This window comes from Streptomyces sp. NPDC104106, from assembly GCF_055584345.1.
Map to the genome: position 1 here is coordinate 464652 of NZ_JBVJMF010000001.1, position 26543 is coordinate 491194.

General features: G+C 72.4%; 28 protein-coding genes and 1 pseudogene. 22 read left to right on the forward strand and 7 right to left on the reverse strand.

The window, feature by feature from the left end:
- Positions 1–296: 296 nt before the first annotated feature.
- On the reverse strand, positions 297–1754 hold the full coding sequence (locus ACZ60X_RS02155) for a regulator (RefSeq protein ID WP_469592272.1): 1458 nt from the start codon (positions 1752–1754) through the stop codon (positions 297–299).
- A gap of 261 nt (positions 1755–2015) precedes the next feature.
- On the opposite strand from ACZ60X_RS02155, the gene lipB reads away from it, so the two are divergent.
- The 4 genes from lipB to ACZ60X_RS02175 all read left to right on the forward strand — a co-directional run bounded on the left by lipB (position 2016) and on the right by ACZ60X_RS02175 (position 5077).
- The gene (gene lipB / locus ACZ60X_RS02160; RefSeq protein ID WP_469592273.1) at positions 2016–2813 is read left to right on the forward strand and encodes a lipoyl(octanoyl) transferase LipB; all 798 of its coding nucleotides are present in this window, start codon (positions 2016–2018) and stop codon (positions 2811–2813) included.
- A 124-nt stretch (positions 2814–2937) separates the two neighbouring features.
- Entirely contained in the window at positions 2938–3903 is a 966-nt protein-coding gene (gene lipA / locus ACZ60X_RS02165) for a lipoyl synthase (protein WP_469592274.1), read from the forward strand.
- 220 nt (positions 3904–4123) lie between these two features.
- On the forward strand, positions 4124–4327 hold the full coding sequence (locus ACZ60X_RS02170; RefSeq protein WP_469592275.1) for an SCO2195 family GlnR-regulated protein: 204 nt from the start codon (positions 4124–4126) through the stop codon (positions 4325–4327).
- A 60-nt stretch (positions 4328–4387) separates the two neighbouring features.
- Positions 4388–5077 (forward strand): DUF4191 domain-containing protein, encoded by a 690-nt coding sequence (locus ACZ60X_RS02175; RefSeq protein WP_469592276.1) that lies wholly within the window; start codon positions 4388–4390, stop codon positions 5075–5077.
- A 22-nt stretch (positions 5078–5099) separates the two neighbouring features.
- Here ACZ60X_RS02175 and ACZ60X_RS02180 read toward each other — a convergent pair whose 3' ends face one another.
- Both ACZ60X_RS02180 and ACZ60X_RS02185 read right to left on the reverse strand, forming a co-directional pair.
- Positions 5100–5600, reverse strand: coding sequence for a flavin reductase family protein (locus ACZ60X_RS02180; protein ID WP_469592277.1), 501 nt, complete (start codon positions 5598–5600; stop codon positions 5100–5102).
- Between the two features lie 600 nt (positions 5601–6200).
- Positions 6201–6668: an RDD family protein gene (locus ACZ60X_RS02185; RefSeq protein WP_469592278.1), complete on the reverse strand. Its 468-nt coding sequence runs from the start codon at positions 6666–6668 to the stop codon at positions 6201–6203.
- 210 nt (positions 6669–6878) lie between these two features.
- Here ACZ60X_RS02185 and glnA point away from each other — a divergent pair, with 210 nt between their 5' ends.
- The 5 genes from glnA to pspAB all read left to right on the forward strand — a co-directional run bounded on the left by glnA (position 6879) and on the right by pspAB (position 10969).
- Positions 6879–8288, forward strand: coding sequence for a type I glutamate--ammonia ligase (glnA, locus tag ACZ60X_RS02190; RefSeq protein ID WP_469592279.1), 1410 nt, complete (start codon positions 6879–6881; stop codon positions 8286–8288).
- 174 nt (positions 8289–8462) lie between these two features.
- Positions 8463–8930, forward strand: coding sequence for a flavodoxin family protein (locus ACZ60X_RS02195; protein ID WP_469592280.1), 468 nt, complete (start codon positions 8463–8465; stop codon positions 8928–8930).
- 107 nt (positions 8931–9037) lie between these two features.
- Positions 9038–9295, forward strand: a complete 258-nt coding sequence (locus ACZ60X_RS02200) for an SCO2583/SCO2584 N-terminal domain-containing protein (RefSeq protein ID WP_469592281.1) — start codon at positions 9038–9040, stop codon at positions 9293–9295.
- A gap of 140 nt (positions 9296–9435) precedes the next feature.
- Positions 9436–10353: a zinc metalloprotease HtpX gene (htpX, locus tag ACZ60X_RS02205; protein ID WP_469592282.1), complete on the forward strand. Its 918-nt coding sequence runs from the start codon at positions 9436–9438 to the stop codon at positions 10351–10353.
- Between the two features lie 31 nt (positions 10354–10384).
- Positions 10385–10969 carry a PspA-associated protein PspAB gene (pspAB, locus tag ACZ60X_RS02210; RefSeq protein ID WP_469592283.1) on the forward strand — a complete coding sequence of 195 codons (585 nt, stop codon included), beginning with the start codon at positions 10385–10387 and terminating at the stop codon, positions 10967–10969.
- 16 nt (positions 10970–10985) lie between these two features.
- Here pspAB and ACZ60X_RS02215 read toward each other — a convergent pair whose 3' ends face one another.
- Together ACZ60X_RS02215 and ACZ60X_RS02220 are read right to left on the reverse strand one after the other, a co-directional pair.
- Complete coding sequence (locus ACZ60X_RS02215; RefSeq protein ID WP_469592284.1) at positions 10986–11264, reverse strand: hypothetical protein; 279 nt, start codon at positions 11262–11264, stop codon at positions 10986–10988.
- A gap of 211 nt (positions 11265–11475) precedes the next feature.
- Positions 11476–11790: a hypothetical protein gene (locus ACZ60X_RS02220; protein WP_469592285.1), complete on the reverse strand. Its 315-nt coding sequence runs from the start codon at positions 11788–11790 to the stop codon at positions 11476–11478.
- A 165-nt stretch (positions 11791–11955) separates the two neighbouring features.
- On the opposite strand from ACZ60X_RS02220, the gene ACZ60X_RS02225 reads away from it, so the two are divergent.
- Together ACZ60X_RS02225 and ACZ60X_RS02230 are read left to right on the forward strand one after the other, a co-directional pair.
- On the forward strand, positions 11956–12324 hold the full coding sequence (locus ACZ60X_RS02225; protein ID WP_469592286.1) for an arsenate reductase family protein: 369 nt from the start codon (positions 11956–11958) through the stop codon (positions 12322–12324).
- A gap of 119 nt (positions 12325–12443) precedes the next feature.
- Entirely contained in the window at positions 12444–13145 is a 702-nt protein-coding gene (locus tag ACZ60X_RS02230; protein WP_469592287.1) for an RlpA-like double-psi beta-barrel domain-containing protein, read from the forward strand.
- 21 nt (positions 13146–13166) lie between these two features.
- On the opposite strand, the pseudogene ACZ60X_RS02235 reads toward ACZ60X_RS02230, so the two are convergent.
- Positions 13167–13980, reverse strand: a pseudogene (locus tag ACZ60X_RS02235) (alpha/beta fold hydrolase); the annotation flags it as partial.
- On the opposite strand from ACZ60X_RS02235, the gene ACZ60X_RS02240 reads away from it, so the two are divergent.
- The 7 genes from ACZ60X_RS02240 (at position 13930) to ACZ60X_RS02270 (ending at position 21437) form a co-directional block, all read left to right on the forward strand.
- Complete coding sequence (locus ACZ60X_RS02240; RefSeq protein ID WP_469593023.1) at positions 13930–14286, forward strand: hypothetical protein; 357 nt, start codon at positions 13930–13932, stop codon at positions 14284–14286. The pseudogene ACZ60X_RS02235 and the gene ACZ60X_RS02240 overlap by 51 nt on opposite strands.
- Before the next feature lie 192 nt (positions 14287–14478).
- Positions 14479–15510 (forward strand): glutamine synthetase, encoded by a 1032-nt coding sequence (gene glnII / locus ACZ60X_RS02245; RefSeq protein WP_469592288.1) that lies wholly within the window; start codon positions 14479–14481, stop codon positions 15508–15510.
- Between the two features lie 591 nt (positions 15511–16101).
- Positions 16102–16668, forward strand: a complete 567-nt coding sequence (locus ACZ60X_RS02250) for a winged helix-turn-helix domain-containing protein (protein ID WP_469592289.1) — start codon at positions 16102–16104, stop codon at positions 16666–16668.
- 73 nt (positions 16669–16741) lie between these two features.
- On the forward strand, positions 16742–17788 hold the full coding sequence (locus ACZ60X_RS02255; RefSeq protein ID WP_469592290.1) for an NAD-dependent epimerase/dehydratase family protein: 1047 nt from the start codon (positions 16742–16744) through the stop codon (positions 17786–17788).
- Between the two features lie 32 nt (positions 17789–17820).
- Positions 17821–19095, forward strand: coding sequence for a sensor histidine kinase (locus tag ACZ60X_RS02260; RefSeq protein WP_469592291.1), 1275 nt, complete (start codon positions 17821–17823; stop codon positions 19093–19095).
- On the forward strand, positions 19080–19736 hold the full coding sequence (locus tag ACZ60X_RS02265) for a LuxR C-terminal-related transcriptional regulator (RefSeq protein ID WP_469592292.1): 657 nt from the start codon (positions 19080–19082) through the stop codon (positions 19734–19736). Before ACZ60X_RS02260 ends, ACZ60X_RS02265 begins: the two co-directional genes overlap by 16 nt.
- Positions 19737–19883: 147 nt before the next feature.
- Positions 19884–21437, forward strand: a complete 1554-nt coding sequence (locus ACZ60X_RS02270; RefSeq protein WP_469592293.1) for a DUF1996 domain-containing protein — start codon at positions 19884–19886, stop codon at positions 21435–21437.
- A gap of 67 nt (positions 21438–21504) precedes the next feature.
- Here ACZ60X_RS02270 and ACZ60X_RS02275 read toward each other — a convergent pair whose 3' ends face one another.
- The gene (locus ACZ60X_RS02275) at positions 21505–21900 is read right to left on the reverse strand and encodes a hypothetical protein (RefSeq protein WP_469592294.1); all 396 of its coding nucleotides are present in this window, start codon (positions 21898–21900) and stop codon (positions 21505–21507) included.
- A 96-nt stretch (positions 21901–21996) separates the two neighbouring features.
- Between ACZ60X_RS02275 and ACZ60X_RS02280 the strand changes: the two genes are divergently transcribed.
- The 4 genes from ACZ60X_RS02280 to ACZ60X_RS02295 all read left to right on the forward strand — a co-directional run bounded on the left by ACZ60X_RS02280 (position 21997) and on the right by ACZ60X_RS02295 (position 26523).
- The gene (locus ACZ60X_RS02280; protein ID WP_469592295.1) at positions 21997–22524 is read left to right on the forward strand and encodes a tetratricopeptide repeat protein; all 528 of its coding nucleotides are present in this window, start codon (positions 21997–21999) and stop codon (positions 22522–22524) included.
- A 71-nt stretch (positions 22525–22595) separates the two neighbouring features.
- On the forward strand, positions 22596–24512 hold the full coding sequence (locus ACZ60X_RS02285) for a hypothetical protein (RefSeq protein ID WP_469592296.1): 1917 nt from the start codon (positions 22596–22598) through the stop codon (positions 24510–24512).
- 110 nt (positions 24513–24622) lie between these two features.
- Positions 24623–25501 (forward strand): metal-dependent hydrolase, encoded by an 879-nt coding sequence (locus ACZ60X_RS02290; protein WP_469592297.1) that lies wholly within the window; start codon positions 24623–24625, stop codon positions 25499–25501.
- Complete coding sequence (locus ACZ60X_RS02295; RefSeq protein WP_469592298.1) at positions 25501–26523, forward strand: PDR/VanB family oxidoreductase; 1023 nt, start codon at positions 25501–25503, stop codon at positions 26521–26523. The genes ACZ60X_RS02290 and ACZ60X_RS02295 overlap by 1 nt, the downstream gene beginning before the upstream one ends.
- The last annotated feature ends 20 nt before the right edge of the window (positions 26524–26543 follow it).

Consider the following 26543-nt stretch of genomic DNA (forward strand, 5'->3'; position numbering starts at 1 on the left):
CCCGGGGCACGGCGAATGCGGCACCGGCGGCCACCACCGCACCGGCCACCCGCCGACGCCCCGCGACTCGTCTGCCACGCACACACCCGGTGCCGAACCCCAGCCGCCCCCGACCGGCACAGCACGGCCCCACCCACCCACACGGCCAAGGGCGGCAGAAACCGGCTCCTGACCCTGCCCAGGGCGCCGGCCGGTCACCGCCGCCCCGGCCACGCGCCGGTCCTGCGGACGCCAGGCGCCCGCCGTTCTCCTCGCGGGTCAGGAGGCACCGCCGGCCCGGCGGTGCCTCCTGCCGGTCAGCCCAGCGCCGCCACCTTCTCCCGGTAGCCCCGCGCCGGCGCCGCGTCCTTGTAGGGCTCCAGGCGCCGCTCGAAGTCACGCACGTACTCGATCGCGCGAGCGCTGCGCATCTCCGCCGCCGCGCCCGCGGCCTCCGCGGCGAGCGCGCAGGCCTGGTCGAGTTCGCCGAGGCCGAGGCGGGCCGTTGCGAGGACGATCCGGCAGAAGAGGCGGCTGCGGGCGAAGGAGGGGGCGCGCAGCTGCAGCGAGCGTTCGGCGTGCTGGGCGGCGGCCCGGAACTGCTGCAGATCCCGGTGGCAGTGCCCGAACTCGTCGGCGAGCTGTGCCTCGTCGAAGAACGTGGCCCAGTACGGCACGTCGTCCCCGGGCCGGGCCGCCTCCAGGGCGCGCTCGGCCCGGACCAGCGCCGCGGTGCACGCCCGCACCTCGCCCAGCACGCCGTGCGCCCGCGCCTCGGAGGCGTGCAGCAGCGCCTGCACGACGGGCGGTGCGCCGGTGCCGACCCCCTGCTGGGCGACGCGGGCCAGCTGCACGGCCTCCCTGCCGTGTCCGAGATAGACGGCCTGGCGGCTCATGGTGACCAGGACGTAGGAGCCGTACGAGCGGTCGCCGGCCGCCTGCGCGAGCCGCAGCGCCTGCACGAAGTAGCGCTGGGCGAGCCCGTGCGCGGCGATGTCGTACGACGTCCAGCCCGCGAGGCGGGTGAGGTCGGCGGCGGCGCCGAACAGCCGGCGGCCGGTCTGCTCGTCGTAGGTGCCGCGGAGCATCGGCTCGCACTCGTGCTCCAGGTAGCGCACGAGGGCCTGGCGGGCGTGGCCGCCGCCGAAGCGGTCGTCGAGGGTGCGGAACAGCTCGCCCACGGAGCGGAGCGCGGCGATGTCACCGCCGCTGACCTTGTGACCGTGAGCGCGCTCGGCGTGCCCGCGCGCGCGGGGCGGGGCGAGCACGAGGGGCTTGACCGGCCCCTGGCGGCCCTGCGCGGGCACCCGGGGCGCCGGGTCCCGGGCCACCTTGTCGTCGGCCTTGCCGATCAGCCAGTCCCGGCTGGGCACGACGAGCCCGGCCGGGGTGAAGGCGATCTTGCGCAGCTCGGCGTGGCTGCCGGAGTCCTTGCGCCACAGCCCGCTGACGATGTCGACGGCCTCCCCCGGGGTGGCCGCGAACTCCAGCCCGGCGTACACCGGCGCGCAGGCGTCGAGACCGAGGTCCTGGGCGGTGAGCCGGCGCCCGAGCCGGCGTGTGAACACCTCGGCGATCAGGGCGGGGGTGGTGCCCCGGGGCTGCTGTCCGCGCAGCCAGCGGGTGACCGAGGTCTTGTCGTATCTCAGGTCCAGCCCGTGCTCCAGGCCGAGCTGGTCGACGCGACGGGCCAGACCCGCGTTGGAGAACCCCGCCTCTGCGATGAGCGCGGCGAGCTGGCGGTTGGGGGTGCGCTGCGCGGGTCGGTCCGTCATCTGCGGTGCGGTCTCCTGCCTTCCGGGCGACGAAGTGCCCGGTTTGCCGTTGAGCAGCCCTTATGGCCTCGTGAACGGCGCGAATGTAGCGGAGAGTGAGCAGGCGATCGCACCTTCCGCCAGGCATTCATCCGATCGTGTGAGAAAAGCCCGTAGGGCTGACGTGGACCGGTCGGACGTACAGTGGCGTGGGCGCGTTACGTGCCTGACACACCGGTCGCTCGGCCGATAGCCCGGTCGTCGCTGAGGGAGGCGCTTGCCGTGAGTGAGTTGCGGTTCGTCCGCATGGGATTCGGTGCGGATGCCGTCGATTACCAGGAGGCGTGGGACGAGCAGCGCCGGGTGCACGCGGCCCGGTTCGCCGACGAGGTCCCGGACACCGTGATCCTCCTGGAGCACCCCCCGGTGTACACCGCCGGCCGGCGCACCGAGGACAGCGAGCGCCCGCTGGACGGCACCCCGGTCATCGACGTGGACCGCGGCGGCAAGATCACCTGGCACGGCCCGGGCCAGCTGGTGGGCTACCCGATCCAGAAGCTGCCGCGCCCGGTGGACGTCGTCGCGCACGTGCGGCGACTGGAGGAGGCCCTGATCCGCACCTGCGCCGAGTTCGGCCTGGAGACGACCCGGGTCGAGGGGCGCAGCGGAGTGTGGGTGCTCGGCGACCCGGTCGAGCAGCGGCCGGCGCTCGGCGGGCTGGCCCTGGACTTCGACCCCCGGCTGCACGACGAGGAGTTCGACCCGCGGCTCAACGGCCCGCAGTACGCGCCCTCCAACGCCGGCCAGCGCCGCGAGGACCGCAAGATAGCCGCGATCGGCATCCGGGTCGCCAAGGGCGTGACGATGCACGGCTTCGCCCTCAACGTGAACCCCGACAACAAGTGGTTCGACCGGATCATCCCGTGCGGCATCCGGGACGCGGGAGTGGCCTCCCTCGCCGCCGAGCTGGGCCGGGACGTCACCATCGGGGAGGTCCTGCCGGTGGTGGAGAAGCACCTGAAGGACGTCCTGGAGAACGCGGAGCTGAAGCCGCGGCTGATCGAGAAGGCCACCGCCTGAGCCGTCCCGCCCCGCCCTGGGGGAATGCGCCCTGCGAGCGCGAGGTTGATCTCCCCGGCAGGGCGCAAAGAACACGGGCGTACCCTGGTGTGCGCCGAAGAATCAAAGCTTAAGGGAGCCGGTCGTGTCCGCAGTCGCACCCGACGGACGCAAGATGCTGCGCCTGGAGGTCCGCAATAGCCAGACCCCCATCGAGCGCAAGCCCGAGTGGATCAAGACCCGGGCGAAAATGGGTCCCGAGTACACGAAGATGCAGAACCTCGTGAAGAGCGAGGGCCTGCACACGGTCTGCCAGGAAGCCGGCTGCCCGAACATCTACGAGTGCTGGGAGGACCGCGAGGCGACCTTCCTCATCGGCGGCGACCAGTGCACCCGGCGCTGCGACTTCTGCCAGATCGACACCGGCAAGCCCGAGGCCCTCGACCGCGACGAGCCGCGCCGCGTGGGCGAGTCCGTCGTCACGATGGACCTGAACTACGCCACCATCACCGGCGTCGCCCGCGACGACCTGGAGGACGGCGGCGCCTGGCTGTACGCCGAGACGGTGCGCCAGATCCACGCCCAGACGGCGGACCGCGAGGGCGGCCGCACGAAGGTCGAGCTGCTGGCCCCCGACTTCAACGCCGTCCCCGAGCAGCTGGCGGAGGTCTTCGACTCCCGCCCCGAGGTCTTCGCGCACAACGTCGAGACGGTCCCGCGCATCTTCAAGCGCATCCGCCCCGGCTTCCGCTACGAGCGCTCCCTGAAGGTCATCACCGACGCCCGCGACTTCGGCCTCGTGACCAAGTCGAACCTGATCCTCGGCATGGGCGAGACCCGCGAGGAGGTCAGCGAGGCGCTCCGGCAGCTGCACGACGCCGGTTGCGAGCTGGTGACCATCACGCAGTACCTGCGCCCCTCCGTCCGGCACCACCCCGTCGAGCGCTGGGTCAAGCCGCAGGAGTTCGTGGAGCTGAAGGAGGAGGCCGAGCAGATCGGCTTCTCCGGCGTGATGTCCGGTCCGCTGGTGCGCTCCTCGTACCGGGCCGGGCGGCTGTACCAGATGGCCGTCGAGAAGCGTGGCACCTACGTCGCGACCCAGGCCGTGTGAATTCACGCACAAGCTATTACCGGCCAGTAATGGCCGAGTCCGCGCGGTCCTGACCGTCCTCGCTGATGAGGGCGCCCGTCAGGGCCGCGTCATCGTTCGGGCGCACAGCATCAAGGTTTCATTGGCGTTTGACCGGTCGGACACGCCCTGGTAACACCAAACAGTGACTCTGGTATCACGCCCCGTACACCACCCGCCGCTCCGAGGGGGGACTTCGACCATGCAGGCCGCGCCCGCGCCCGTACGCGCCACCGCCATCCCGACGTTCACCGACGCCCTGCGCGCCGTCGAGTCCCTGCTCATGAGCGGCGGTCAGCGCACCGCCCGCCGCAACGCGTGGACCTCCGTGCTGGAGGACCGCCGCCGCGCCAAGGACCGGGTGGAGGCACAGCGCTTCCTGGAGCAGGCCGCGGCCCGCTCCTGACCCCGGCGACGCCGGGCACTGCCGTCGTCCGCGCTCCCGGGGCCACGTAGACTTCGTGGCATGGCGAGGAAGGAAACCGCGGCGGACGCCGCGAACGCAGGGCGACTGAAGCAGATCGCCCTCACGTACAAGATGACCCGTAAGGTCGACACGAAGATCGGCCTTGTGCTCGGGGCCGTCGGCCTCGGCACCTTCGCCGTCTTCCTCGCGATCGGCTTCCTGATCGGCCACCCCGTTTACCTGGGCATCTTCGGCCTGCTGATCGCTCTGCTGGCGACCGCGATCGTGTTCGGCCGACGCGCCGAGCGCGCCGCCTTCGGCCAGATGGAGGGCCAGCCGGGCGCCGCGGCCGCGGTGCTGGACAACGTCGGCCGGGGCTGGACGACCACGCCGGCGGTGGCGATGAACCGCAGCCAGGACGTGGTGCACCGCGCGGTGGGCAAGGCCGGCATCGTGCTGGTGGCCGAGGGCAACCCGAACCGGGTGAAGTCCCTGCTGGCCGCCGAGAAGAAGAAGATGAACCGCATCGTGGCCGACGTCCCGGTGCACGACGTCATCGTCGGCAACGGCGAGGGCCAGGTCGAGCTGAAGAAGCTGCGCACGACCATGCTGAAGTTCCCGCGTGTGCTGAGCGGCCCCCAGGTGACGGCCACCAACGACCGGCTCCGGGCGATGGGTGACCTCATGTCCAACATGCCGCTGCCGAAGGGCCCCATGCCCAAGGGCATGCGCATGCCGAAGGGCCGCTGAGGCTCCGCACCGCTTCGGGCTCTCAGTCCAGCGACCGGAACTCCCGCTCGCAGTAGACCATCGGCGATCCCTCGCCCAGCCGCACCCCCGTCACCCGGCCGATCAGGATCATGTGATCCCCGGCCGGGTAACGCGCGTATGCGGCACAGTCCAGCTGTACGGGCGCCTGCCCCACCGTGGGCAGCCCGGCGGGGCTCTGCTGGAGCAGGCCGTCGGAGAACTTGTCCACGCCCTTGGTGGCGAAGCGCAGCGCCAGCTGCTGGTGCTCCGGGGCCAGCACGCTCACCGCGAAGTGGTCGCACGCCGCGAACACCACTGCCGAGTCGGCCGTGTCCGACAGGCACACCAGGACCAGGGGCGGTTCCAGCGAGACCGAGCAGAAGGAACTGGCCGTGAAGCCGCGCGGGGTACCGTCCTCGCAGCGGGCGGTCACCACCACCACGCCCGACGGAAAGCGCGCCATGGCGGCCCGGAACTCCTCGGGGGTCACCCCGGCCGCCATCACATCCTGGCCATCGGTCATTCCGTGCACCACCTGTCCCGCGACGTCGGGTCCGACGACCGTCCGTGTCCGGGCGGTCACGGCCACGCAACCGACTATGCCGCCGCCCCGTGGACGCGGCAACCGGACCGTTGCGGGGGCACCGGTGACCGGAGATGGATACCGGGTGCGCGTGCAGGAGGCGGGTGAACGGATTGGCGCGGGGCGCGGTGAACAGGCTGTTGCGGCTTTGCGAGTGGACGGGCCGCTGCCGGATCGCGGGCCCCCCGGTGCCGCCGGGTCGGGCGGCCGCATCACCGCCACGCCGACGACCACCGCCGCCGGGCGCCCGAAGACCCGGCCGCTGCCGGGTAGGAGTGACAAGACTGCTGCCGAATCACCGGGGGTCCGGCTGCTACCGGGACGCCGGCGAGCGGGCCCTGCCGCCGGGTCGGGCGGCCGCATCACCGCCGCGCCGGCTACCACCGCTCCAGAGAATCGACCGCTGCCCGGTAGGGGCAACCGCATCGCTCCCGCGCCCATGCCCCTCGCCGCCAGGCACGGCGAACGGACCGCTGTCGCGGCGGCGGCCCCCGCTCCGGCTGCCGGGTGCAGGTGCCCCCGTCAGATGCGTACGGGACGTCAGATCCGCACTTCGACGGTCCTGGCCAGTCGGTCGTGCAGGCCGCGTCCGTCGCGGTCCCAGACCAGTGCCGGGATCGCGAGGCACAGCAGGATCGTGCGGACCAGGGCGCGGAGCGGGTTGACGGTGCCGGTGTCGAGGGACACGACGCGGAGGCCGAACAGCCGCTTGCCCGGGGTGAAGCCGATCGTGCCGACGGTCAGGACGCTCAGGACGAAGAAGACGCCGAGGGCCCAGTTGCTGGTCGCCTGGCTGTAGCCGTTGGTGATCAGGCCGTATGCGATCAGGACGCTCATCGCCCAGTCCACGGCGAGCGCGCCGAGGCGCCGGCCGGGCCGCGCGATCGAGTTCGGCCCGCTCTGCGGCAGCCCGAGCTGCTCGCCCCGGTAACCGAAGTCGGCACCGGCCTCTTCCATGGCCTCGCGGGGCCCGGAGAGCCACGATCCGATTGCACGCCTGTTGTCCACCCGTCAACGGTACTGCGCCCTGCGACGGGCCCTGTGCCGAGGGGTGTGTCGGGGCTACGGTGGACACGTGGCCGGTTAACTTCTGCGAAACAAATGAGTCACGCCCGAGAAATCACCCGTCCCTAGGGTCGAGACCAGCGTGTGCCACCGCACTGGCCGCACGAACGATCTACCACCCCGGCGAGGACGGTCGGGAGTAGGAGGAGCTGGATGTTCCAGAACGCCGACGAGGCCAAGAAGTTCATCGCGGACGAGGACGTCAAGTTCGTCGACGTCCGCTTCTGCGACCTGCCGGGCGTCATGCAGCACTTCACGGTGCCCGTCGAGGCGTTCGACCCCGACGAGGAACTGGCCTTCGACGGATCGTCGATCCGTGGTTTCCAGGCCATCCACGAGTCCGACATGGCGCTGCGCGCCGACCTGTCCACGGCCCGGGTCGACCCGTTCCGCCGGGACAAGACGCTCAACATCAACTTCTTCATCCACGACCCGATCACGGGCGAGCAGTACTCCCGTGACCCGCGCAACGTGGCCAAGAAGGCCGAGGCGTACCTCGCGTCGACCGGTATCGCGGACACCGCGTACTTCGGTCCCGAGGCCGAGTTCTACGTCTTCGACAGCGTGCGCTTCGCCACCTCGGCGAACGAGTCCTTCTACCACATCGACTCCGAGGCGGGCGCCTGGAACACCGGTGCGGTGGAGAACAACCGCGGTTACAAGGTCCGCTACAAGGGCGGCTACTTCCCGGTGGCCCCGGTCGACCACTTCGCCGACCTGCGCGCCGAGATCTCGCTGGAGCTGGAGAAGTCCGGCCTGAAGGTCGAGCGCCAGCACCATGAGGTGGGCACCGCCGGCCAGGCGGAGATCAACTACAAGTTCAACACCCTGCTCGCCGCCGCCGACGACCTGCAGCTCTTCAAGTACATCGTGAAGAACGTGGCCTGGCGCAACGGCAAGACCGCGACCTTCATGCCGAAGCCGATCTTCGGTGACAACGGCTCGGGCATGCACGTGCACCAGTCGCTGTGGAGCAACGGCGACCCGCTGTTCTACGACGAGGCCGGTTACGCGGGCCTGTCGGACACCGCCCGCTACTACATCGGCGGCATCCTCAAGCACGCCCCGTCGCTGCTGGCCTTCACCAACCCGACGGTGAACTCGTACCACCGTCTGGTGCCGGGCTTCGAGGCGCCGATCAACCTGGTGTACTCGCAGCGCAACCGCTCCGCGGCCATGCGTATCCCGATCACGGGCTCCAACCCGAAGGCCAAGCGCGTCGAGTTCCGCGCGCCCGACTCCTCCGGCAACCCGTACCTCGCCTTCTCCGCCCTGCTTCTCGCGGGCCTGGACGGAATCAAGAACAAGATCGAGCCGGCCGAGCCGATCGACAAGGACCTGTACGAGCTGGCTCCGGAGGAGCACGCGAACGTCGCCCAGGTCCCGACCTCGCTCCCGGCCGTTCTCGACTCCCTCGAGGCCGACCACGAGTTCCTCCTCCAGGGCGACGTCTTCACGCCGGACCTGATCGAGACGTGGATCGACTTCAAGCGCACCAACGAGATCGCGCCGCTGCAGCTGCGTCCGCACCCGCACGAGTTCGAGCTGTACTTCGACGTGTGACAGGCGCCGGGCGTCGCCCGGCCGTCGCTCGCACAAGCCCCCGGCAGGCTCCGAACTCCACGGAGTCCGGCCGGGGGCTTTTCCCGTCCGCCCCGCGGCGATGTCACGATCCCCGCTCCCGCCCGGTCTGTTCGGTGAAGGCTCTGTTCAGCAACACGCGGGAGGTACAGCGGCATGAAGGCCCTGATCATCTGTACGTCGGTGGCGCACGGCAACACCCGGGGGATCGCCGACACCATGGCCGAGGTCCTGGGGGCGCGCGTGGCCGCGCCGCAGGAGGTGCGCCCGGCGGACTTGGCGGACCACGACCTCGTCGGCTTCGGTTCCGGGATCTTCATGCAGCGCTTCCACCCGGACCTGCTCCGCTTCGTCTCCCGCCTGCCGCCGGGGCCGCGGGGGCGGGCGTTCGTGTTCGCCACCAGCGGCCTGCCCGAGCTGCCCCCGCGCCCCTTCACCCGCCCCCTCGTCCGCGCGCTCAGCGCCACGGGCTTCGAGGTGACGGACACCTTCTCATGCCGTGGCTTCGACACCTGGGCGCCCTTCCGGCTGGTCGGAGGGATCCGGAAGGGACGGCCGGACGGGGCGGACCGCGCGGCGGCGCAGGCCTTCGCCGAGGGCCTGCGGCGCACCGCGGACCAGTAGCCGGGCAACGGCGGACCAGCGGCCGGCAACCTTTCCGGCTTCCCAGGCTTCCTTCTTTCGGGGGATCATCCCTCCTGACCCTGACGGACGAGAGAGGTTGCACGGGGATGCCGGAACAGGACGACTGGGAGCGGGAGTTCGATCTTCGGTGGGCGGAGTCCGCCGAGCACAAGGAGCCGTCCGCCCGGGCGCGGATGCTCGCCGCCCGCTGGCGGGAGAACCCGCCGGATCCGGCGCCCTTCCGCGCCGACCCGGACCCGGTGCGGGGCCGGGGGTCGTCGTGGGGGTCGACGGCCGTGGTCGTCGGCTGTGTACTCGCGGTGATGGCGCTGATCGGGCTGCTGCAGTTCCGCTCCGCCTTCTAGCGGCCGGCTCACTCTTCGTACCGGCGGCGGCGCTCACAGGTACCTTTTGCTGCCCCTAGGGTCGTTCGGGACCACTTCATGGGATTCGACAGGTGCACACTGGACAGCGGGACGAGTGCGTGACTGCGGGGTGATGCAAGATGCAGAGCCGGTTCCGGAGCGATCGGCGACTGACCGTGCGCATGGGACTGACCATGTTCCTGCTCGGTCTGCTGTACGTCGGCTTCGTCGCGGCGTTGATCGTGCTGCTGAGGTCCTGGCTGCTGGTCGTCGTCGTGGTCGGGGCGATGTTCGTGGCGCAGTTCTGGTTCTCCGACAAGATCGCGATGTTCGCGATGCACGGGCGGGTCGTGGAGCGCGAGGAGTATCCCGAGCTGCACGCGGTCGTGGACCGGCTGTGCGCGATCGCGGACATGCCCAAGCCGGTCGTCGCCGTGTCCGATATGGACATGCCGAACGCGTTCGCGACCGGCCGGAACCCCGACCACGCGGTGGTCTGTGTGACGACCGGGCTGCTGCGGCGGCTGGAGCCCGCCGAGCTGGAAGGCGTGCTGGCGCACGAGCTGTCGCACGTGGCGCACAAGGACGTCGCCGTGATCACGATCGCGTCGTTCCTCGGCGTGCTGGCGGGGCTGATCGTGCGGTTCGCCTTCTACTCGGGTCTCTTCGGCGGCCGCCGGGACCAGAACACGGCCGCGATCATGGCCGGTGTGCTGGGCGTCTCGGCGGCGGTGTACGCGATCAGCTTCCTGCTGATCCGGGCCCTGTCGCGCTACCGGGAGCTGGCGGCGGACCGCGCGGCCGCGCATCTCACCGGCCGCCCGTCGGCCCTCGCCTCGGCGCTCACCAAGGTCTCCGGGGACATCGCCCGGATCCCGACCAAGGATCTGCGCACGGCCCAGGCGTTCAACGCCTTCTACTTCACCCCGGCGGAGGGCAAGGAGCCGGGCCTGGAGCGGTTCTTCTCCACCCACCCGACCCTGGAGCAGCGCCTGGAGCAGCTCGGCCGGATCTCGGCGGAGCTGGGTGAGGCCGCCACGCCCGGGAAGGCGGGCTGATCACGTGGCACTGCGGAAGGCGGGCTGAGCGTTGGGGCTGCTGGACATCCTGCTGGGCCGTACGAAACCGGTCGCGCCCGATCTGGATCAGCTCTTCGCGCTGCCCTCGGCGGCCGTGACCCTTCAGGCCGCAGCCGGCTTCACGCCCACCGGGAGCGGGGCGGTGTGCTTCGCCACGGTGGAGGGCGCGGCGTTCGAGCAGACGCACCGGGAGGTACAGGCGCTGCTGGACGCGGACACCGACCGCACGGGGCCGCCGGTGGAGTTGCGGCGGGACGCCTACGGCTACTCCTGGCTGGTCTCCGAACGGACCCCGGAGCAACTGGTGCAGCTGGTCAACGATCTGCACGCGGTGAACAGCGCGATGGAGGTCAACGGCTTCGGCCCGCAGCTGCTGTGCTCGCTGGCCGCGTTCCGGGACGACACCGGGCGCAGGCTGGCCCTGGTCTACCTCTACAAGCGGGGCACCTTCTACCCCTTCGCCCCGGTCCCCGGCGCCGGGGAGCGGCGGGACGGCGCGCTGGAACTCCAGGTGAAGGCGGCACTCGCGGGCGACCTGCGGATCGAGCAGGACCTGAGCCGCTGGTTCCCGGTGTGGGGCGCCCCCGGCCTGTGACCGGGGGCGCCGACGCTCACCTGCTCTTCTCCTTCTCCTGCCGGCGGGCCTCGTAGGGCCGCTCCCGGCGGTAGCGCCGCTCCCACTTGGCCTGCCGGTCCCGGCGCTCGCGGTAGGCGCGGTAGCTGTCGGGCGGGGGCGGGGCGCCCGCGCCGGTGGGCGGTGGCGTGCCGGGCGAACCGCGCCCGAGCGTCGCGTACAGGTACAGCAGCGCGACGGCGGCCAGCCACCAGAGGTGGTCGCTGATTCCGAGGATCACCAGGACGACGGTCCCGGTCGCGATGACGCCACGCATGACGGACCTCCGTGGGGTGAGTGGGGTGGGGGTGGAGTGTGTCGGCTTCGCGCCGTTTGTTCAGCGTAGGGAGCCCGCGACCGTGGCCGCACCCGGTTTTCCGCGGCGGACGCGCGGGATCCGGCGGCGGCCGTCGCGTCGGCGCAGAAAGGCACACCGGGTGCCCCGCCGATGCGCGGGACACCCGGTGTGCGGTCCTGCGCGGCCCGTCTCAGCGGTGGTAGCGCATGAACGCCCGGACCATGTGGCAGGTCGTGTCGGACGGCGGGCGCATGCCGATGTCCTGTGCCGTGGTGCGGATCGTGGCGTCGGGCGCCTGGGACGGCAGGTAGACGCCGGAGTCGAGCAGGGCTATCGCGAGGCGCATGGCCTTCAGCCGGCGGTTGTGCGTGACGTACCACTCGCGCGGCCGCCCGGCCGGCAGCGGACGCTTCGTCAGGGGCTCGTAGGGCGAGTCGAACAGGACGGGGTGCTGGACGGTGGACTGGGTACGGGACGGCTTCGGCTTCAGGGCGGCAGCGGGCACAGGCATCCTCCTGTCGCGGTCAGGGCGCCGGCCGGACAGCCCGGAGACACCCTCGAACACTGCTTCTATTCTACGACCCACCACTGACAAAAGCCCCTGGCCACAAGGGCTTTCGGGGCTCCTGTGACCTGGGGTGCGAAGGGGTTTTCGCGTACCGTGGCCGGCATGGAAATCTGGATCAATCCGGCCTGCTCCAAGTGCCGCAGCGCCATCAGCCTGCTCGACGCCGAGGGGGCCGAGTACACCGTCCGCCGCTATCTGGAGGACGTGCCCAGCGCGAACGAGATCAGGGCCGTCCTCGACCGGCTGAACCTCGAACCGTGGGACATCACCCGCACCCAGGAGGCCGACGCCAAGGAGCTGGGCCTCACGGACTGGGCGCGGGACGCGAGCACGCGCGAGCGGTGGATCACCGCGCTGGCCGAGCATCCCAAGCTCATCCAGCGCCCGATCATCACCGCCGACGACGGAACGGCCCTGGTGGCCCGCACCGAGGACGCCGTGCGCGAGGCCCTCTCGCGCGACAAGGGCTGAGCCGGGCCCGACCGCCCTGTGGTGCAGGTCACTTCGGCGACTTCCGTGGTCGCTGAGTCGCCTCGTTCGGTATCTCGTACATAGCGGCGTACGCTCCCCTACCTCTTCAGGAGGCGCGCATGCCGCGCAGGAGAACTCTCGGTACGAAGAAGAAGATCGCGCTGCTCGTCAGTGCCGCGGCGGTGGCGGGCGGCGGGGCCTTCGCGCTCGCCACCACCTCCAACGCCGCCCAGCCCGCGCAGAGCGCGAAGACCCTGTCCGCCGGGAACGCGACCGTCTGCCAGGGCCTGGCCACGGCGCTCGGCAACAACCAGCGGTTCATCGCGGACCAACAGGCGCATCCGGACGCCCAGTCGGCGGCCCGCATCGCCAACCGCCAGGCGGTCGTCCGGCAGATCGAGGTCCAGCAGAAGGCGGCCGGTTGCACCGTCGGGGAGTCGGCTCAGGGCTCCCAGACGGCGCCGAGCGCCGCCGCCGGCGCATCCGCGAGCGCCGCCGCGAACGCATCCGCGAGCGCGCCGGCGGACAACGCCGGAGCCGGCACGGCCGCCGGCACCGGCGCCGCCGCCTCCGGCCAGCAGGTCTGCAAGGGCTCCACCGTCACGCTCTCCGGCGAGGGCGGCGCCCCGGCCGCCTCCAGCGACCAGTTCCCGGCGGGGACGACGCTGAAGGTCACCAACCTGGACAACAACAAGTCCACGACGGTCAAGGTCACGTCCGTGTCCGGCAGTTGCGTCCTGCTGAACAACGCGGCCTTCGAACAGGTCCGCCAGCCGGGCAAGTTCCTCATCCGCCGGGCACTGATCGAGAAGGTGGGGTGAGGCCCGGCGGACCCAGCCACCGGACAGGAACGCGGTGAGACGGCCCGCGAGGTCGTCCGGGGCCGACTGAGGCAGCGCATGACAGGAGAGGCCGGGCAGTACGGCGGTCTCGGCGCGCGGCAGCAGTGCACCGGTCCGGGCCATGACCTCACGCGGGACGGGGCCCTGCTGTTCGCGGCCACGAGCAGCAGGGCCCGCACGTCCAGGGTCCTCCTGGAGGGCGAGCCAGTCCGGATCCAGGGGCAGCGCGCCGCAGGCCGTCTCCCGCTCCAGGAAGGCGCGGACCCGGCGGGGGCGTGGACCGCAGCCGTATCGGCAGCGCGTGCAGCAGGCACGCCGCCTTGTACCCGGCGAAGCACTGGGCCGGGTCCAGGAGGAACAGGCGGCGCACCCGGCCGGGCGCGCGCAGGGCGTGGTGCGGGGCGATCCAGCCGCCGTACGCGTGGGCGCCGAGGTCGGCCGCGGTGGCGCCCGGCCCGTCGAGTACCGCGTCCAGCCAGGCGGACAGGTCACCGACTGTACGGGGGTGGCGGTCGGCGGCCGGAACGCCCGGCCCCGGAGCGCCCGGCAGGTCGAGCGCGGACCCGCGGCGGACCCCGCGAGGGCGGGCCTGGCCGTACCAGGAGGCGGACGCCGCCGTGCCGCCGCCCGGGAGCAGGAGCAGCGGCGGTGCGTCACGGGGACCGCAGGCGTCGACCCGGGCCTCCCCGGTCCGGGTGCGCACGGTCAACGCCTCACGGTCGGCGAGCCACGTGGCCGGCACCCTGTCGTACGCGGCCCGGAGATGGAGAACGTCCGTCTCCTGCGGGCCGCAGCCGTCGAACCCGGCCTGCACGCGGCCCGGTTCGCACAGCGCAACGGCATGCACGTCACGCTCGGGGCCGCGCTCGGGCTCGACTCGGCGGGCACGACGGCGCTCGTCGACCGGCCGGAGCGGGCCGGCCACGTGCGGCTGGTGCGCGGCGAGCGGGACCCACGCCGGATCGTGATCGAGGTCGAGGAGCGGGCGGTCGAACTGGGCCGGTCCTGCTTCGGACCGCTGGTCGAGCACTCGGGGGAGCGCTCGCGGGGATACGAACGCGCGGGAACGGTCCGCGATCCGGGGCTTCCCGGACGGGGCCCGGGAGGCTGCGGTGGCTGAAAAGGGCTCCTCACGCCGTGAGTCCGGCCACAGAAACACCAGGTAACACGGGGTTCACACAAGAGCAACGGGCGGGAAATCGCCTGTTGACAGGCTGCCCGGCAGATCGACGCGGCGCCCCGGTGCCGTAGCGCCGCACCACCAGCAGCACCCGCACCGTGTGCGCCCGACCCACCCGAAGGAAGTGGCCCCGTGACCTTCAAGGCCGAGTACATCTGGATCGACGGCACCGCCCCGACGGCCAAGCTCCGTTCCAAGACGAAGATCATCACGGGTGCCCCGGCCGGTCTCGACGCGCTGCCGATCTGGGGCTTCGACGGCTCCTCCACCAACCAGGCCGAGGGCCACGCCTCGGACCGCGTGCTCAAGCCGGTCTTCACCTGCCCGGACCCGATCCGCGGCGGCGACGACATCCTGGTGCTGTGCGAGGTCCTCGACATCGACATGACCCCGCACCGGTCCAACACCCGCGCCGCGCTGGCCGAGGTCGCCGAGCGGTTCGCCGGGCAGGAGCCGATCTTCGGCATCGAGCAGGAGTACACCTTCTTCGACGGCGCCCGCCCGCTCGGCTTCCCCGAGGGCGGCTTCCCGGCCCCGCAGGGCGGCTACTACTGCGGTGTCGGCGCCGACGAGATCTTCGGCCGCGACATCGTCGAGGCCCACCTGGAGAACTGCCTGAAGGCCGGCCTCGGCATCTCCGGCATCAACGCCGAGGTCATGCCGGGCCAGTGGGAGTTCCAGGTCGGCCCGCTCGCCCCGCTGGAGGTCTCCGACCAGCTGTGGGTGGCCCGCTGGCTGCTGTACCGCACCGCCGAGGACTTCGGCGTCTCCGCGACCCTCGACCCCAAGCCGGTCAAGGGCGACTGGAACGGCGCGGGCGCGCACACCAACTTCTCCACCAAGGCCATGCGCGAGGGCTACGACGCGATCATCACCGCGTGCGAGTCGCTCGGCGAGGGCTCCAAGCCGCTGGACCACGTCAAGAACTACGGCGCCGGTATCGACGAGCGCCTGACCGGCCTGCACGAGACCGCCCCGTGGGACAAGTACTCCTACGGCGTCTCCGACCGCGGCGCCTCGGTCCGCATCCCGTGGCAGGTCGAGAAGGACGGCAAGGGCTACATCGAGGACCGCCGCCCGAACGCCAACGTCGACCCGTACGTGGTGACCCGCCTGCTGGTGGACACCTGCTGCTCCGCCCTGGAGAAGGCCGGCCAGGTCTGATCCGCCCGGATTCCCGCAAGGGGGCGCCCGCCGTGACGGCGGGCGCCCCCTTGCGCATGCGAGCGGCCCGTGGCGGCCGAGGGGGCGCGGGGGAACCGGAGTCCGCCGCCGTACCGTCGCGGCCGCCGATCGGGGCCCTGCCGGCGGGCAGCCGTCCGCCAAGTCGCCGCCGGCCACGCTGTGTCCGCATGATGAGACGGTGTTCCGGGTGCGCCGACTGGCCGGACACCGCTGATCAGGGCCGGAACTCGGGGGATGACGGGCCGTTGGCGCCGGCCTTGCGTCAAGGAAGCGTCCACGCAGTGAGAGAAGGCTCCTCGACGGCGGCCGCGTCTGCTTCAATGGGCGCATGGCCAGCTTCCAGAAGTACTCCGCGACGGGTCGCCACGACCTCGAGCCCTTCTGGCCGTCCCGTCAGCATCATGACTTCGACCGGGTGTGTTGTCGCGCGACCGACGCGCGGGCCCTGTAGAGCCGTAACCCCCGGCCCCGGGCCAGCGCGAACCGACGTACGTCCCTCCGGCGCGCCCGACCACGAATCGCGGCCGTCGCTCTCCCGACGAACTCCTCGCGTGAAAGAGCTGACCTCTCATGGCGACCACTCGTTCCCTCCCGTCCGCCACTCCCCTGCCCACCTCGGCCCGGCACCGGCTGCGCGCCGTGGACCGGGACGAGGTGATCGACGTCGCGGACTTCCTGCCGCCGGGCGCCACCTGGCTGCCCGCGCCGCAGCACACCCTGCCCACCCTGCCCGGCCGGCCCCCGATGGTCGGCTATCTGGTGCTGGTCCCGGCCGACCAGCGGCCGCCGTTCCCGCCCGTCGCGGTGCCCGAGCAGCCCGAGCCGGCCCCGGACGCGGACGCGGAGCCGCTGGTGCGGATCGACCCCGTGCGCCGCACCGCCAACGTCGAGGGCCGCGAACTCGACCTGACCTACCTGGAGTTCGAGCTGCTCGCGCACCTGGTGGCGCATCCGCACCGGGTGCACACCCGCGACCAGCTGGTCACCACGGTCTGGGGCTACGGCCATGTCGGCGACGGCCGCACCGTCGACGTGCACATCGCCCGGCTGCGCCGCAAGCTGGGCGCGCGGTACCGCCAGACGATCCAGACGGTGCGCAGGGTCGGCTACAAGTACAGCCCGCCGACCGCCGGTTGAACCCGCCGGCAGGGTGCTCTGCCCTGGGCAGAGCACCCTGCCCCACGGCGCGCCGATCCGGCATGATCGGGGCATGAGACTTCTCCTGCTGGGCGGTACGGAGTTCGTGGGCCGGGCGGTCGCGGAGACCGCGCTCGGGCGCAGCTGGGAGGTGACCGTCTTCCACCGGGGGCGCCACGAACCCCCGCCCGGCACGCGGTCGTTGCTCGGTGACCGCACCGCGCCCGACGGGCTGGCCGCCCTCGACGCAGCGGGCGGCGGCTGGGACGCCGTCGTGGACACCTGGTCCTTCGGGCCCCGTGCCGTACAGCGCGCGGCACGGCTGCTGCGGGACCGGGCCGGCCGGTACGTCTACGTCTCCAGCCGGTCGGTGTACGCCTGGCCCGCGCCCGCCGGGGTCGCGGAGGACGCACCGCTGGTGGCGGGCGCCGCCGCCGACGCCGAAGAGGCCGACTACGCCCGGAACAAGCGGGGCGGTGAACTGGCCGCCCTCGAGGCCTTCGGCACCGAGGGCGCGCTGCTGGCCCGGGCCGGGCTGGTCCTCGGCCCGTACGAGAACGTCGGCCGGCTGCCCTGGTGGCTGAACCGGATCGCCCGCGGCGGCCCCGTGCTGGCCCCGGGCCCGGCCGGTCTGCCGCTGCAGTACATCGACGCGCGCGACCTCGCCGGCTGGCTGCTCGGCGCGGTGGAACAGGGCCTGAGCGGACCGTACAACCTGGTCAGCCCGTCCGGGCACACCACCATGGGCGCCCTGCTGCGCGCGTGCGTCGAGGTCACCGGCGCGGACGCCGAGCTGCGCTGGACCGACCCGGAGACGATCCTCGCCGCCGGGATCGAGCCGTGGACGCAGCTGCCGGTGTGGGTGCCGCCGGGCCACGAGATGTACGGCGCCCTGCACGGCGGGGACGTGTCACGGGCGGTGGCCGCCGGGCTGGTGTGCCGGCCGGCCGCCGAGACCGTGGCGGACACCTGGCGGTGGCTGCAGGAGATCGGGGGCACGCCGCCGCAGCGCGCGGACCGGGAGCCGGCCGGGCTCGACCCCGAGACCGAGGCGAAGGTGCTGGCCGCCGCCGACGGTGTACCTGGCACCACCCCCGAGGAGGGGGCCTCGGACGACTGACCGCCGGCACAGGGGTCGGTGAGACTTGGGGCATGAACACCGACATCGAGCGCGGCGCGTCACGGCCCCGTGCGCGCGAGGTCCTGACGGCCGCCGTACGGGGACTGGCACTGGCGCTCGCCGTGCTGCCCCTCGGTGTGGCGTCCTTCTGCCTGACCCTCCTCTCCGTCGCCCTCGTCCCGCTCGGCGTCGGGCTCGTCACCACTCCGCTGGTCCTGGCCGGTGTGCGGGCCCTGGCCGACGCGCACCGCCGGCTCGCGCGGCAGTGGTGCGGGATATCGATCCCGGCGGCCTACCGGCCGGTGCCGCCCGGTGCCCGTGCCTGGAGCAGCGCCTTCCGTCTGCTGGGCGACCCGCAGGTGCGGCGCGATGTGCTGTGGCTGCCGGTGCTGTTCACGGCGGGCTTCGTCACCGCCCTGCTGCCGGCGCTGCTGGTGCTCTATCCCGTCCAGGGCATCCTGCTGGCGGCCGGGCTGTGGCGGGCGTACCTGCCGGCCGACGGGGGCGCCTACTGGTACGCCTTCGTCCCGGTCTCCGGCCAGGCCACCGCCTTCGGCGCGGCCGCGCTCGGCGCCGCGCTCCTGCCGGTGACCACGCGCCACGCCCCCCGCGTGCTCGCCCTGCACTTCCGGATCAGCCGGGCCGCACTGCGGGCCGACACCGAACTCGTCGAGCGGGTACGGGTGCTGACCGAGACCCGGCGGGACGCCGTGGACACCTCCGCCGCCGAGCTGCGCCGCATCGAGCGCGACCTGCACGACGGGGCACAGGCCCGGCTCGTCGCCATGGGCATGGACCTCGGCACCATCGAGACGCTGGTGGAACACGACCCGGCGCAGGCGAAGCGGCTGATCGCCCAGGCCCGCCGGAACTCCGCCGAGGCCCTGGAGGAGCTGCGCGACCTGGTGCGCGGCATCCATCCGCCGGTCCTCGCCGAACGCGGACTCGGCGACGCCGTGCGGGCGTTGGCGCTGCGACTGCCGCTGCCCGCCGAGGTGACCGTGGAGCTGCCGGGCCGCGCGGACGCGCCGGTGGAGTCGGCGGCCTACTTCGCCGTGAGCGAGGTACTCACCAACGCCGTCAAGCACTCCGGCGCCGACCGGCTCTGGGCCGACCTGCACCACACCGACGGACGGCTGCGGATCACGGTCACCGACAACGGCCGGGGCGGCGCGGCGGTCGGCGCCGGGTCGGGGCTCGCCGGGGTCGAGCGCCGGCTCGGTACATTCGACGGCGTCCTGGCCGTCAGCAGCCCCGTCGGCGGCCCCACCATGGTGACCATGGAGATCCCGTGCGCGTTGTCCTAGCCGAAGACCTCTTCCTGCTGCGCGACGGGCTGGTGCGGATGCTGACGGCCTTCGGCTTCGAGATCGCGGCCGCCGTCGAGACCGGCCCCGAACTCACCCGTGCGCTCGCCGAGTCGGATCCGGACGTCGCCGTGGTGGACGTACGGCTACCGCCCACGCACACCGACGAGGGGCTGCAGTGCGCGCTCGCCGCCCGCCGGGCACGGCCCGGGCTGCCGGTGCTGGTGCTGTCCCAGCACGTGGAGCAGCTGTACGCCCGCGAGCTGCTGGCCGACGGCACCGGCGGGGTCGGTTATCTGCTGAAGGACCGGGTGTTCGACGCCGCGCAGTTCATCGACGCCGTACGGCGGGTCGCGGCCGGGGGTACGGCGATGGACCCGCAGGTGATCCAGCAGCTGCTGGCCCGGCGGGCCGCCGAGGAGGGCCGGCCGCTCGGCCGGCTCACCCCGCGCGAGCGGGAGGTGCTGGAGCTGATGGCGCAGGGCCGGTCGAACGCGGGGATCGCCGCCCAGCTCGTGGTGACGGAGCGGGCCGTGGCCAAACACACCTCGAACATCTTCGCCAAGCTGGGGCTGGAGGTGTCGGACGACGACAACCGGCGCGTGCTCGCGGTGCTCGCCCACCTCGACCGGGACCTCTGACCGGGCCGCGACCTGCCAACTCCCCTGTTCCTACGAGGAATTTGTGAGACCGGTGAACACCTCTGGGGCGGCGTCCGTATCCAAGGGCGCCGCTTCACTCCTGTCGGGCGCCTCGATGCTGCCCCGCAAGGAAGTCAGAGGAGTTCCATGGGACGCAACACACGAAAACGCCGTACGCCGCTGGCCACCAAGGCCATAGCCGCATCGGCGGCCCTAGCGCTCGGTGGGGGCGGGCTGATCTGGGCGAACTTCTATGCCTCGGCGCACGAGTCGAACAACCAGACGTGGGGAGGCAACACCACCAAGGCCGCGACGGCGCAGGTCGCGACCATCTCCTGCCCGGACGTCGGCCAGAAGCTCACGAACGTGCCGCAGTCGGCCCGCCAGGGCGTGGCGACGGAGCTGGCCAACCTCGACAAGCAGATCACCGAGGCCTACACCCGGCTCGCCTCCACCCGGCGGGCGCAGACGAACGACCCGAGCTTCGTGCAGAACGCGATCGTCGGGCCCCTGAAGGACAAGCGGGCCGCGACGATCGACCGCATCCGGATCGACATCCAGCGGGTCGGCGGCCAGTTCGACAGCTCGCTGTCCCAGCTCGCCGCCTGTACGACGCAGAACGCCAACCAGACCACCGCCGGCGGCCAGCAGAACAACGGCGGCCAGAACAACAACGGCGGCCAGCAGAACAACGGCGGCCAGAACAACGGCGGCCAGCAGCAGAACGGCGGCCAGAACAACAACGGCGGTCAGCAGCAGGGCAACAACGGCGGCCAGGGCGGTGACGGCCCGAGCGCGGCGGACTTCGTGGACATCACGAAGGTCGCGCCCAACGTCCAGGGCAAGCCGCGCAACTCCGCCAACGCCTCACGCGGCGTCTTCGTCACGCGCTGCGGCGTGAACGCGAACCAGAACCACAACAGCGACAACGTGATCGTCGCGCCGGGCGTGACCAACGGCGCCCACCACGTGCACGACTACGTCGGCAACCAGAAGGTCAACGCCTTCTCCAGCAACCAGACGTTCCTGCAGGGCGGCACCAGCTGCCAGAACAAGAACGACCTGTCGGCCTACTACTGGCCGGTCATCCGCGAGCAGGACGGCACCCAGGAGAAGGACGCGAACGCCGACGGCGGTGGCAAGGACCTCAACGTCGGCCGGATCCTGGTCGCCCAGCAGGCGCAGATCACGTACGTCGGCAACCCGACGAGCAAGGTCGTCGCGATGCCGCAGTTCCTGCGGATCATCACCGGTGACGCCAAGGCCTTCACCAACGGCACGGCAAACGCCAACGCGCACTGGAGCTGCACCGGCTTCGAGAACAAGGTCCAGCTGACCACGCAGTACCCGATCTGCCCGGCCGGCAGCAAGGTGGTGCGTACGTTCGCCTTCCAGAGCTGCTGGGACGGCAAGAACATCGACAGCGCGAACCACCGCACGCACGTGGCCTTCGCCGACCCCGCGAGCGGTGCCTGCCCCGCGGGCTTCCAGGCGATCCCGCAGCTGACGATGCGCCTCGTGTACAACGTGCCGCAGCCGGTCGTCCAGAACGGCCAGGTGAAGAACGCCTACGCGGTCGACGGCTTCCCGGAACAGCTCCACAAGCCGATCACCGACCACGACGACTTCATCAGCGTCACCACCGGCGGTCTGGCCAGCAAGATCGCCAACTGCCTCAACACCGGGCAGCGCTGCCAGTAGTGAACACCCCCCCGGGAAGGCGGGCGGTGGGAGTCTCCCACCGCCCGCCTTCTTGTCGACGGCCTCGTCAATGGCCGGAGTGGGCGGCGTGGTTCGTGCCGATCTCCAGGTCCCCGCCGAGCGTGCCGCGCAGCGCCTTGACGGTGCCGTCGTCGCCGACGGCGACCCACTTGCGGCCGACGAGGTAGAAACCGCCGTAGTCCTTCGCGTCGTCGATCCACTCGCGCTGGCCGCGGTCGGTGGAGAAGGTGGCGAGGATGAACCTGCCGTCGGTGTTCGTGCAGATGGCCTGGCGGATCGTGTCGGCGTCGGTCTGCATGTTCGGCTTGCACCTCACCTCCGCGGCCAGGCTCTCCAGGCTGCCCGTCGCGGTGGGCGGGACCGTCCTGGTCTCCTCGCCCGCGCCGCAGCCCGCCAGCGCCAGCACGGCGGTCGCGCCCAGCAGCAGTCGTGTCACCCTCATCTGTTCCTCCGGTCCTGGTGGCCCGAGCATGCCTCGGCTCCTTCGGATACGGCCCCCGGCCGCCGTGTGCTCAAATCCGCTGACGGACGGGTACGGGTGTGCGAAAGTGCCCCGGTGAACGAGAACTGGGAAGACCGTGTGGCCGCCGCCTGGGCCACCCTCGACGAGTATCCGGAGGAACGCGCGCACGAGTTCCGCGCGCTGATCGACGCCCTGGTCGCCGAGCTGCCGGACGACAGCCCGCTGGGCCCCTTCGAGCAGGCCTGCGCCTGGGACTCGACCGGGCACTCGGACAAGGCGGTGCCGCTGTACCGCGAGGCGCTGGCGCGCGGGCTGAGCGAGGCGAGTCCGTACAAGGGGCGGCGGGCCAAGATCCAGCTGTCCAGCTCCCTGCGGAACATCGGGCAGCCCGAGGAGGGCGTCAAGCTGCTCACACCCGAACTGCTCGCGCCGTCTGACGAGTTGGACGACGCGGTGCGGGCCGCTCTCGCCCTGTGCCTGTCCAGTCTCGGCCGGGACCGCGAGGGCCTCTCCCTCGTCCTCGGCGCCCTGGCCGCCCATCTGCCGCGCTACCAGCGGTCGATGGCCAACTACGCGCGCCTGCTGGTCGAACCCGAGGACTGAGACCGGGGCCGACCGAGGGAAAATCACCCATCCGGCGGTGACCAACGCCCGCTCGGCTCGTTCTCCATGACGTGCAGTCACAGGATGTAGCCCAGCGTCACGCAACCTCCGCCGGGGAGGCCGGCCCGGTCGACGTCGAGCAGGCCGAGGCCGCGCTCGTCGAGCACTACCCGCGTCTGGTCCGGATCGCCTATCTGGTCCTGCCGCCGAGCCTCGGCCGCAGTCGCCGGGTGCTGACCGCACACGCCCTCGTCCAGCGCGCGCTGCCCCGGGGCCGCAAGCAGTCGTCCGTGATCCCGCCGCAGGCCTCGGGCCGGGAGGGCGACCCCGGATACGCGTTCCTGCGCGAGCGGGTGCTGCGCGCGGCCCTGGAGGCGGCCCGCCCGCGCAAGGGTCTGCCCCGGCTCTCCCAGCTGCCGCCGCTGCTGCCCCAGGTGTGGGGGCTCAAGCTCTTCCCGCGCTCGGGCGGCGCCGACGAACTCGCCCTGGACCAGCGGCTGTCGGCCCTGTCCGCGCCGGCCCGCGCCGCGTACGTGCTGCGCGGTCTGGAGAAACTGCCCGACACCGCCGTCCGCAAGACCCTCGGCGCGGCCGGGGCCGAGGACCCGGACGGCGCGCTGGCCTCGGCGAAGGACCTGCCCCCGCAGCCGGCGCTGCTCTCCTCGCCCGAGTTCGACGCGTGCTCCCTGCAGGCCCGGCCCACCGATCTGATGCGTCGCCGCCAGCACACCAGGGCCGCCCTCGCCGCGGCCGCCGCGCTCGCGGTGTGCGGGGCGCTGGTCGCGCTGCCGGGTGACGGCTGGGGCCCGGACGGCGCCGCCGCGCCCGTCTACGCCGAGAACCCGGCCGCCCAGGCCGCCCTCGATCCGGCCCGGCTGACCCAGGTCTCCCCCACCGCCTGGCAGACCTCCGCGCGCACGGACTTCTCCGTGTGGCCCGCGCGCGGTCCGCTCACCGGCGACCAGGGCCTGCTGCGCCGCGCCCTGGCCGTCTGGGCCCGCCCCGGCGCCACGGTCCGGGTCTCGGCGACCCCCGGCACCCAGACCGGCGGCCCGGCCGGCCCGCCCCAGCTGCTGTACGCGGGCCAGATCGACAGCGCCCGGGTGGTGATCCTCTACGACGGCCTGCGCATCGTCCGCTACGCCGAGCCGGTGAGCGGCACCGCGGGCGCGGCCCTGGACTTCGCCCGCGTCGACGGCGCGACCGGCGCAGAGGCGAGCGCGCTGGTGCTCGGCCGCTCCGACGGCAACGTGCAGTACCTGACCGCGCCCTGGGTGAGGAAGGCGGCGGCCCGGGACCTGATGAAGCCGGGCGCGGCCGCGATCCCGCTGGCCCTCACCGGTGGTGTCACGGCACCGCTGACCAGCCCGGCGCTCCGGTCCGGCGGCTGCTCCTCGTGGACGGTGCTCCAGCTGACCGGCGCCTCGGACAGCGAACTCGCCACCGATCTGGGCGAGTTGGTCCCGGCCCGGCTGACCGCCGGGAAGCCCGGCTCCCCCGCCGAGGCCTCCGGTGCCGCGGGGCTGCGCGCCTGGGCGCCGTTCGCCTGTTCCCTGGCTGCCGAGCGCTCGGCGGGCATCCGGAGCGTGAACGCCTGGGACTTCGCCCGGCAGCCGCTGCCCGACGGCAGCGGGGACGGGCAGTGGGTGTGCACCCGGGCCGAGACCTGGCGCGGTGACGGCACGGCCGCGCTCGCCCAGTTCCGCACGCCGGGCGGTCCGGTCGGCGCGGTCGTCGCCAAGGGCACGGACGTCCGGGCCTGCGGGCCGCGCGATCCCCATGTGCTGGCCGGGGTGCTGTGGAAGTCGTCGGCCGGGCACTGGTTCCTGCTGGCGGCGGGCGGCGAGGGCACGGCGTCGATCCGGGCGACGGGCGGGGTGACCGCCTCGGGACAGGGGCCGCTGCTCGCGGCCCGGGCCGAGCAGGGCACCCGGGCCTCGCTGACGGGGACCCTGTCGGACGGGCGGTCGATCAGCGGGCTGCACTGAGCGGGCCGCCGGGCGAGGGGGGGCGGACCCCCGGGGCGTTGCTGACACCGGCGTAAACAAGGTGCGTCGCAGGGGTTCCCAGGTCCCCTACCCATCAGTACATTGACGCCATGTCTAACACGCAGGCCCGGGTGCCGCTCAAGGCCCGCAAGGTCTCCTTCTCGTGGGAGGAGACCCCGCTGCACTGGGTGCCCGGCGACCCCTTCACCACGCACACCATCAATGTGCTGCACCTGCTGCTGCCCGCCGGTGAGCGGTGGTTCGTGCACGTCTACAAGCAGGTGCTGCCGCTGATCCGGGACGAGCGGCTGCGCGAGGACGTCATCGGGTTCATCGGGCAGGAGGCGATGCACTCCCAGGCCCACGACGAGGTGCTGCCCCACCTGCGCGAGCAGGGTCTCGACCCGACGCCGTACACCGCGCAGGTGGACTGGTTCTTCGAGAAGCTGCTCGGCGACCGGACGCTGCCGCCGGGCCGGGCGCGGCGCTGGTGGCTGCTGGAGCGGGTCGCGCTCATCGCGGCCATCGAGCACTACACCGCGTTCCTCGGCAACTGGGTACTGGGCGCCGGGGAGCTGGACCGGCGCGGCGCCGACCCGACCATGCTGGACCTGCTGCGCTGGCACGGCGCGGAGGAGGTCGAGCACCGCTCCGTCGCCTTCGAGCTGTTCATGCACGTCGACGGCAGCTACCGGCGGCGCGCCCGGACCTGGGCCACCGCCTTCACGGCGCTGGTGTTCCTGTGGCAGCGCGGGACGCGGTTCTTCATGGAGAACGACCCGACCCTGGTCGAGGGCAAGGCCGGCTTCAAGGACTTCTACGTCCGCGGCAGACAGGGCCTGCTGCCCGCGACCGGGGACCTGCTGCGGTCCGTCCCCCGCTACCTGAGCCGCTCCTATCACCCCGCGCAGGAGGGCGACACCGAGCAGGCGGTCGCCTATCTGGCGTCCTCCCCGGCGGCCACGGCGGCCGGGAGGAGGTCCGCGTGATGCCGAAGCCCCGTACCGTCGCGCTCGTCGTGGGCGCCGCGCTGCTGACCCGGGGCGCCCTGCGGCGCCGCATCAAGGTCTCACCGCTGTGGCCGCTGCCCGCGCTGGAGGAGCCCGTCTCCGGCCGGCCGCGCTCGCGGGCCCTGCGGCTGCTGGTCGTCGCCCGCGAGACAGTGGCCGACGACGTCGTCCAACTCCGCCTGGAAGGGCGCGACTTGCCGCGCTGGGAGCCCGGCGCGCACCTCGATCTCGTCCTGCCGTCGGGGCTGGTCCGGCAGTACTCGCTGTGCGGCGACCCCGCGGACACCTCCGCCTACACCGTCGCCACCCGCCTGGTGGCGGACGGGCGGGGCGGCTCGCGCGAGGTGCACGAGCAGGTGACGGAGGGCATGGAGCTGGAGGTGCGGGGGCCGCGGAACCGGTTTCCGCTGGTGGAGGCGGAACGCTACGTCTTCGTCGCCGGCGGGATCGGGATCACCCCGCTGCTGCCGATGCTGCGGGCGCTGCCGCGGGACGCCGAGTGGCGGCTGCTGTACGCGGGCCGGCAGCGGGCCTCGATGCCGTTCCTGGCGGAGGTCGAGAAGCTGGGCGGTGACCGGGTGACCGTCGTGGAGGGCCGGCCCGGGCTCGACGCGCTGGAGGTGGCCGAGGGGGCCGCCGTCTACGCCTGCGGTCCGGAGGGGCTCATGGCGGCCGTCGCGGCACGCTTTCCGGATGTCCGCACCGAACGGTTCGCGCCACGGACGTCGTCCGACGGCAACACGGCATTCGAGCTGGAACTGCGGCGCAGCGGCCGGACGGTGAGCGTCGCGGCCGGCTCCACCGTGCTCGCCGCCGTGCGCCGGGAGCTGCCCGACACCGCCTACTCCTGCGAACAGGGATTCTGCGGAACCTGCCAACAGCGGGTGCTGGAAGGGGATGTCGACCACCGGGACGAGCTGCTGACGGACACGGAGCGTGCCGACTCGATGCTGATCTGCGTGTCACGCGCCCGGGGTGATCGGCTGGTGCTCGACATGTGATCACCTACGGCCGGATCCGA